The organism is Mesorhizobium sp. M1E.F.Ca.ET.063.01.1.1 (assembly GCF_003998155.1).
In the GTDB taxonomy this organism is placed as follows: domain Bacteria; phylum Pseudomonadota; class Alphaproteobacteria; order Rhizobiales; family Rhizobiaceae; genus Mesorhizobium.
This window is the reverse complement of sequence record NZ_RZSC01000335.1, coordinates 1-6191: the sequence shown is the minus strand read 5'-3', so window position 1 is coordinate 6191 and position 6191 is coordinate 1. Positions and strand designations below refer to the sequence as shown.

Genomic DNA, 6191 nt, shown 5'->3' with positions numbered 1-6191 from the left:
CCTATGACATCACGCGCGGCCTTCGGATCGATGGTCGGGTGCAGAAGCTGGTCGAGCGAGGCGGGATCGATGCGGGCGACCGCCTCCTCCTTGGTGATCAGCCCGTCCTTGGCCATCTCGACGGCGATCTTGAGCGCCGCCTTGGCGGTGCGCTTGCCCGAGCGGGTCTGCAGCATCCACAATTTGCCGCGCTCGATGGTGAATTCGAGGTCCTGCATATCGCGGTAGTGCTTTTCCAGCCGGTCGGAAATGTCGACGAAAGCCTGGAAAGCCTCCGGCATCAGCTTCTGCAGCGACGGCTTGTCTGAGCCGGCGGCGATGCGCGCCGCCTCGGTTATGTTCTGCGGCGTGCGGATGCCGGCCACCACGTCCTCGCCCTGGGCGTTGACGAGGAATTCGCCATAGAGGTGCTTTTCGCCGGTCGAAGGATTGCGGGTAAAGGCGACGCCGGTGGCCGAGGTGTCGCCCATATTGCCGAACACCATGGCCTGGACGTTCACCGCCGTGCCCCAGCTTTCCGGGATGTCGTGCAGGCGTCGGTAGGTGATGGCACGGTTGTTCATCCAGCTCGAGAACACGGCGCCGATCGCACCCCAGAGCTGTTCGCGCGGATCCTGCGGGAACGGCTTGCCGAGCTCCTCCTCGACCTTGGCCTTGTAGAGTGCGATCACACCCTGCCATTCGACGGCCGAAAGCCCGGTGTCGAGCTCATGGCCGAGGCTCGCTTTCTGGTCCTCGAGGATTTCCTCGAAAACCTCATGGTCGAGGCCCATGACGACGTCGGAATACATCTGGATAAAGCGGCGGTAGCTGTCATAGGCGAAGCGGGCATCGCCGGATTCGGTGGCTAAAGCCTCGACCGTCTCGTCGTTGAGACCGAGATTGAGCACGGTGTCCATCATGCCGGGCATCGACGCGCGGGCTCCGGAACGCACAGAGACCAGGAGCAGCTTGGACGGGTCGCCGAAACGGCGGCCGGTGAGCGCGCCGATGTGGTCGAGCGCCGACAGTACATTGGCCTCGAGCGCGGCCGGATAGGTGCGGCCATTGGCATAATACGCGTTGCAGACTTCCGTGGTGACGGTGAAGCCCGGCGGCACCGGCAGGCCGAGGCTGCACATCTCGGCCAGATTGGCGCCCTTGCCGCCGAGAAGATTGCGGTCGCCGGCACGGCCTTCGGCGGCGCCGTCGCCGAAGGTGTAAACCCATTTGGTCATGCTCGCCCTCCAAGTCGTTGGAAGATAGACAACACCCGGACCACGGCCCGGTTCCCCGCCCTTCCGATCCGAGCGATAGGATGCTGCAGTGCGAAAGGCAAGGTGTCGGCAAAGCAAGCGCCGCCGCTACAATCGATTAAGCAAAAGCTGCGTCAAAAAGACTTGCTGCTATCCGCTCCACGATATAGAACACAACAAGAACGGAGTGGAGTAGCGTGATGAAACTCAACGGGAAACTCGACTATCTGGAATTGCCGGCGACCGGCGGCACGCTGGACAGCGTCAAGTCGTTCTACAGCGCGGCGTTTTCATGGTCGTTCACCGATTATGGGCCGACCTACTCCGCTTTTGCCGAGGGGCTCGACGGCGGCTTCCAGGCTGATGCCGGCGAGGCGACCGCCCGGCCGCTGCCTGTGCTCTATTCCGAAAACCTGGAAGATACGCTGGAGGCGGTCGAGAATGCCGGCGGCGCCATCGTCAAGCCGATCTTTTCCTTCCCCGGCGGCAGGCGGTTCCATTTCACCGATCCGGCAGGCAACGAGCTCGCCGTCTGGGGCGAATAGCCAACCCGAAGAACGCCGCGGCGGAGAAGCGACATTCTGACCCGTGGATCAGCCCGGTTCAGTTGCCATCATGGCATTGAGCTTTCTCCCGCCTCGTCCTATAAGGCCGCGCGCAGCGGGCACGGCCCGGCTGCTGGGGCGTCGCCAAGTGGTAAGGCATCGGTTTTTGGTACCGACATTCCCAGGTTCGAATCCTGGCGCCCCAGCCATCATTTGCTTATTTTTCAAGCCTTTGATTTCCAAGGGAAATCTTCCCGGCTGGGAATCCCTTCGAATTGGCCCCGCCACCGTTTGTGCCCAAAACTGAGGCACAAAGCTGATGCACGGTTCCGGCGCATCGACTTGCGGAAATGGGCTGTTTGCGATGGCGATCCGACATGAAATTCAGAACCTGACACGGCGCGGGAACGTCTATTATTGGCGGCCACGCGTCCCCACCACCTTTTCAGGAGGCGGCTGGCCATTTGTCACTCAGTCTGAACCAGTCCGATCGCGGCCGCGCGGCCTATATCGCGCGTAAGCTCAACACACTCCTGCATGACCTGAAATTGCGGTCCACTTCCCGAAATCGGGAGCGCGCGCTCATTGAAGTTTTCCGCGCCAAGGCGGACGTTCTTCTCGATGTCGAAGGGCGATATCCGTTCACCGACCGGAAATTGAGCGCTCTCACTAGAAAGGCCGAAACCCAAACAGCCGATCCGGCCACCGATCCTAGAACGGTCTCGCAAGCTGCCGATCCCGCGATCCCGATAAGACTAGCCGACAAATTGGCAGCGATCATCTCACGGACGTTCGAGAGAAAGTGACCTTGTTTTGAGGTGGCTTCCGATTCTAGTTTCGTCGTCCGCCGATCGTATGAGTTTCGTCGCCGACGGCTTGCGGCCTTGATGTTGTCGGCGATCCCTGAGGGAATAGAATTCCGATCCTTCTTCAGTAGGCGATCTAAGAAAGTCCTGTAGATGATGCCCATTGTTTTGAGGGGTTCGGCCATCGCCAACCTTGTCGGATGAAGCGTCCGCTTCGGGTCGATTCACGCCTTCGGTGCAAGAGCGCCTTCCGGAGTGTCTTAGTTCCGCGCTCCACAAATCCCGGACGATCGGCAGATTGTGCATGAGCGGACACCTCCGCTATACCCGCCGGTTCGCTTGTCATCGTCGATACTGACCAAACTTTGAATGCAAATTTTGGTCAGTAACAGGCTTTGAGGTTGCTACTGACCAATTTTTATATATAATCTTCGGACAGCCGATGGTGACCGATGCCAGACCCCACGTCCGACACTCTCGATCGCATTCATGACAGAATCGCCAAGGCAGCGCCCTCGGGTGTGTGGTCACGCGCCGATTTTCTCGACATCGGAACGCCCAACGCCGTCGAGAAGGCGCTGCAAAGGCTGACCCTGCGCGGTGACATCCGCCGTCCCTATCGCGGTTTGTATGACAAGCCGGGCATCAGCAAGCTGACCGGCAAGATGGTATTTCCGCCGCGCGCCTCCTTCATCGACGCCATTGCCCGACGCGACAAGCTGCGCGTGCTGGTCGACGGCATGACCGCGGCGAACGATCTCGGCTTGACCACGGCCGTCCCGGCCCGCTCGACGATCTATGCCGACACCTACCCACGAACGATCGAGATCGAGGCCAGCGCCGGCGATCCGAACGCTGCACGGCCGGTCATCTATAAGCTCGATTTCAAGCGCGTTTCGGCCAAGACGGCGTTCTGGGCTGGCCGGCCGGCGATGCGCGTGATCCAGGCGCTGACGTGGTTTCGTGATGAGCGATCAAGCCTCGACGCGGCCGTGAACGGCATCGTCCGGCATCTGTCGCGCGATCCGAACCGCGAAGAGATCGTGCAGGACCTGCGCGACAACATTCATGCCGTCCCTGCATGGATGTATCCGCTGGTCGAGACGATCGCCCGAAAGCTCGCCGAAAGCGAGCCAGACCCGGATCGGGCGAAGGAGGACCATGCAACAGACGTTCATTGAAATCCTTCGCTCGAGCGTCGACGACCGTCGAGCGCTCTTCTCGACCGTTGCCGCGCATCTGGAAACACGAGCGGAGAACGTCGAGAAGGACCTCTATGTCTGCTGGGTGCTCGACTTTCTGTTCAACCGGCGCCCGAACGATCCGGTAGGTCTTTATTTCAAGGGCGGCACCAGCCTCAGCAAGGCATATGGACTCATTAGTCGGTTCTCCGAGGACATCGACATCGGAATCTACAAGGCCGACCTGAAGGTGCCGCTGGAAGCCGACATCGCTGCCCTCCCCTCCGTCAATCAGCAACAGCGCGCTCTCGCCGAGAAGGTTGACGAGGCAGCACGGCAATATATTTCTGGTCCCCTCAAGGAGCTGTTGGCCAAGGAGACCGCGGCCATCGAAGAAGCGGCCGGGCAGGATGGACATTTCTCCCTCGCTTTCGGCTTCGATGCTTATCGAAACAAGGATGCGCTCGATATTCTCGTGGTCGGCTACAAGAGCGTGTTCGATTCCGGCAACGGATATGTTCAGGCCGCCTCCGCATCGAAGGCGGCGCGCGTCCCGATCCCGAGCCGGCCGAGCTGTGCGAGATCGTGCCCTACATCGCTTCGGAAATGCCAGCCGGCGCGGACCTATCAGTGCCGAATGTAATGACGGTGAAGCCGGAACGGACCTTCTGGGAGAAGGTGCTGATCCTGCACGCAATGACCGAAATGACCGAGAAGCGAAGCGCGGGAGCGCAGCCCGATCGGCCGGTGCCGGATCTCAATCGTTATTCGCGGCACTACTACGACGTCCATCAGATCTGGACGCATCCCGACTACGGAGTGGCCACGGCGTCGATGCTCGATCTCGCCGAAGCCTGCCGGCAGCACAAGGAACTGATGTTTCGCGCACCCGATCATCGTTACGATCGTGCGGTGCCAGGAAGCTATCGTCTTGTCCCGACCGCCGACATGCGCGCCAAGCTCTCGGCCGACTACGAACGCATGTCGGCGATGATTTTCGGCACGCCGCCGGCGTTTGCCGACGTCATGACGAGCATCGAAGCGCTCGAGCATCACCTCAACGCGGCGCCGGCCGACGCACCTGACATCACCGGCAGCGCGGTGGAGATGGGAAAAGACCAGATGGGGTCGGACTGATAAGATCGTCCGATGGCGCAGATTTCGGAGAATGCGCCTCGATCGAGGCTGTTCTGGCCGCTCTTCCGGCCGGTGCAGACGAGGCAGCGCTTACGGCCGCGTTGACGAAGAAATTTCCGGGCTTCACTTTCACCGCGGCCAGTATCGACGACGCCTATTGGCGCGACGTGCGATCAGTGCTCGCCCCCGACGGCAGCCGAGTCGCTGAGTTGCGGCCCTGGATGACGGAAGCCCTCGCTCGCCGCGGCGGGGACGTAAAGGCGCTGTGGGTGGAACTGCGGGGCAGCGAGTTCCAGATTTCGGAATGGCATGGCAAAGCGCCTTCGCCTTTGTGCCGACAGGCGCAGGCGCCGCGGACTATGTACAGATCTCGCTTGGCCGCGAGATCGAATGGCGCGCCGGGCCGATCGTCGATCCGAACATCGCCGCCCTGGAGAGCGAATGATCTGCTCGATCCGGCATGGATCAAGCACGGCGAGACGACCGACGAGAAGATCGTAGCAGGCCCGCTCTACCGATTGCTCGGCCGAGCCGGGAATGGCATCGTGCATGTCCGCAACTTTCTCACGCGGTGCGCCCGGATCGAACGCGACAGGCGCGAAGCGCGCCGGCCGGAGATGAAATGGCGCGTTTGGGTCGGCTCCGATGCTCCGATGGACAGACGCCGTTTCTTGAACTGCAGCCCAACTGGTTCGATTTCGTGCCGCGCGAGGTGCGCTTCTTTCAGGATTGGGAAGAATCGAGCGCCCGCACGGAGCGCGTCTATGACCACTGGGCGCTCGAAATCACTACGAGCATCGCGGCCAGCGGGAGATCGGATACATCACCCGGCCGCTACGGCCTGCCGAACAGCTTTCCGCCGGCAGCTCGTCCGTGCACATCCTCATGGATCGCATCGAGGCGATCAACCGTGAGGTTGGCCTCCCCTTCGCTAGAGCCGACGGCCGTGGTGTTTTCCGGATATTCGAGGCCGACATGGATCGCAAGCTGCGCGAACGCCGTGCCCTCGAACAAGACTTGCGGTCTGCGCTGGCAGGTGGCGAATTATTCCTGCACTACCAGCCGCAGGCGGGCATGTCCGGCGAAATCGTCGGCTTCGAGGCTCTGATCCGGTGGTCCCACAAGGACCGAGGGATGATCCCACCCGCCGAATTCATTGCGGTGGCCGAAGAGAGCGGACTGATCGTGCCTATCGGCGAATGGGTGCTGCGGGAGGCATGCCGCGAGGCGGCTTCGTGGGTGAAACTGGTCCAGGTGGCGTCAACCTGTCTCCAGTGCAGTTTCGCC

At 61.4% G+C, this 6191-nt stretch carries 5 protein-coding genes, 1 tRNA gene and 2 pseudogenes; 6 read left to right on the top strand and 2 right to left on the bottom strand.

Annotated features, from left to right (window positions below):
- A partial coding sequence (locus EOA29_RS21610) for a PEP/pyruvate-binding domain-containing protein (RefSeq protein WP_127221464.1) occupies nucleotides 1-1217 on the bottom strand: 1217 nt, incomplete at its 3' end.
- Between the two features lie 218 nt (nucleotides 1218-1435).
- Between EOA29_RS21610 and EOA29_RS21605 the strand changes: the two genes are divergently transcribed.
- Together EOA29_RS21605 and EOA29_RS21600 are read left to right on the top strand one after the other, a co-directional pair.
- Complete coding sequence (locus EOA29_RS21605; RefSeq protein ID WP_126095193.1) at nucleotides 1436-1780, top strand: VOC family protein; 345 nt, start codon at nucleotides 1436-1438, stop codon at nucleotides 1778-1780.
- Nucleotides 1781-1914: 134 nt separating this feature from the next.
- A tRNA-Gln gene (locus tag EOA29_RS21600) sits at nucleotides 1915-1989 on the top strand.
- 258 nt (nucleotides 1990-2247) lie between these two features.
- Here the strand turns inward: EOA29_RS21600 and EOA29_RS41580 are convergent.
- Nucleotides 2248-2469, bottom strand: a complete 222-nt coding sequence (locus EOA29_RS41580; RefSeq protein ID WP_189434663.1) for a hypothetical protein — start codon at nucleotides 2467-2469, stop codon at nucleotides 2248-2250.
- Nucleotides 2470-3038: 569 nt separating this feature from the next.
- Here EOA29_RS41580 and EOA29_RS21590 point away from each other — a divergent pair.
- The 4 genes and pseudogenes from EOA29_RS21590 to EOA29_RS21580 all read left to right on the top strand — a co-directional run.
- Nucleotides 3039-3767, top strand: coding sequence for a DUF6088 family protein (locus EOA29_RS21590; protein WP_127221462.1), 729 nt, complete (start codon nucleotides 3039-3041; stop codon nucleotides 3765-3767).
- Nucleotides 3748-4904: pseudogene (locus EOA29_RS21585) on the top strand (nucleotidyl transferase AbiEii/AbiGii toxin family protein). The gene EOA29_RS21590 and the pseudogene EOA29_RS21585 overlap by 20 nt, the downstream one beginning before the upstream one ends.
- Before the next feature lie 304 nt (nucleotides 4905-5208).
- Nucleotides 5209-5349 carry a hypothetical protein gene (locus EOA29_RS41575; RefSeq protein ID WP_189350238.1) on the top strand — a complete coding sequence of 47 codons (141 nt, stop codon included), beginning with the start codon at nucleotides 5209-5211 and terminating at the stop codon, nucleotides 5347-5349.
- 485 nt (nucleotides 5350-5834) lie between these two features.
- A pseudogene (locus EOA29_RS21580) lies at nucleotides 5835-6191 on the top strand (EAL domain-containing protein); the annotation flags it as partial.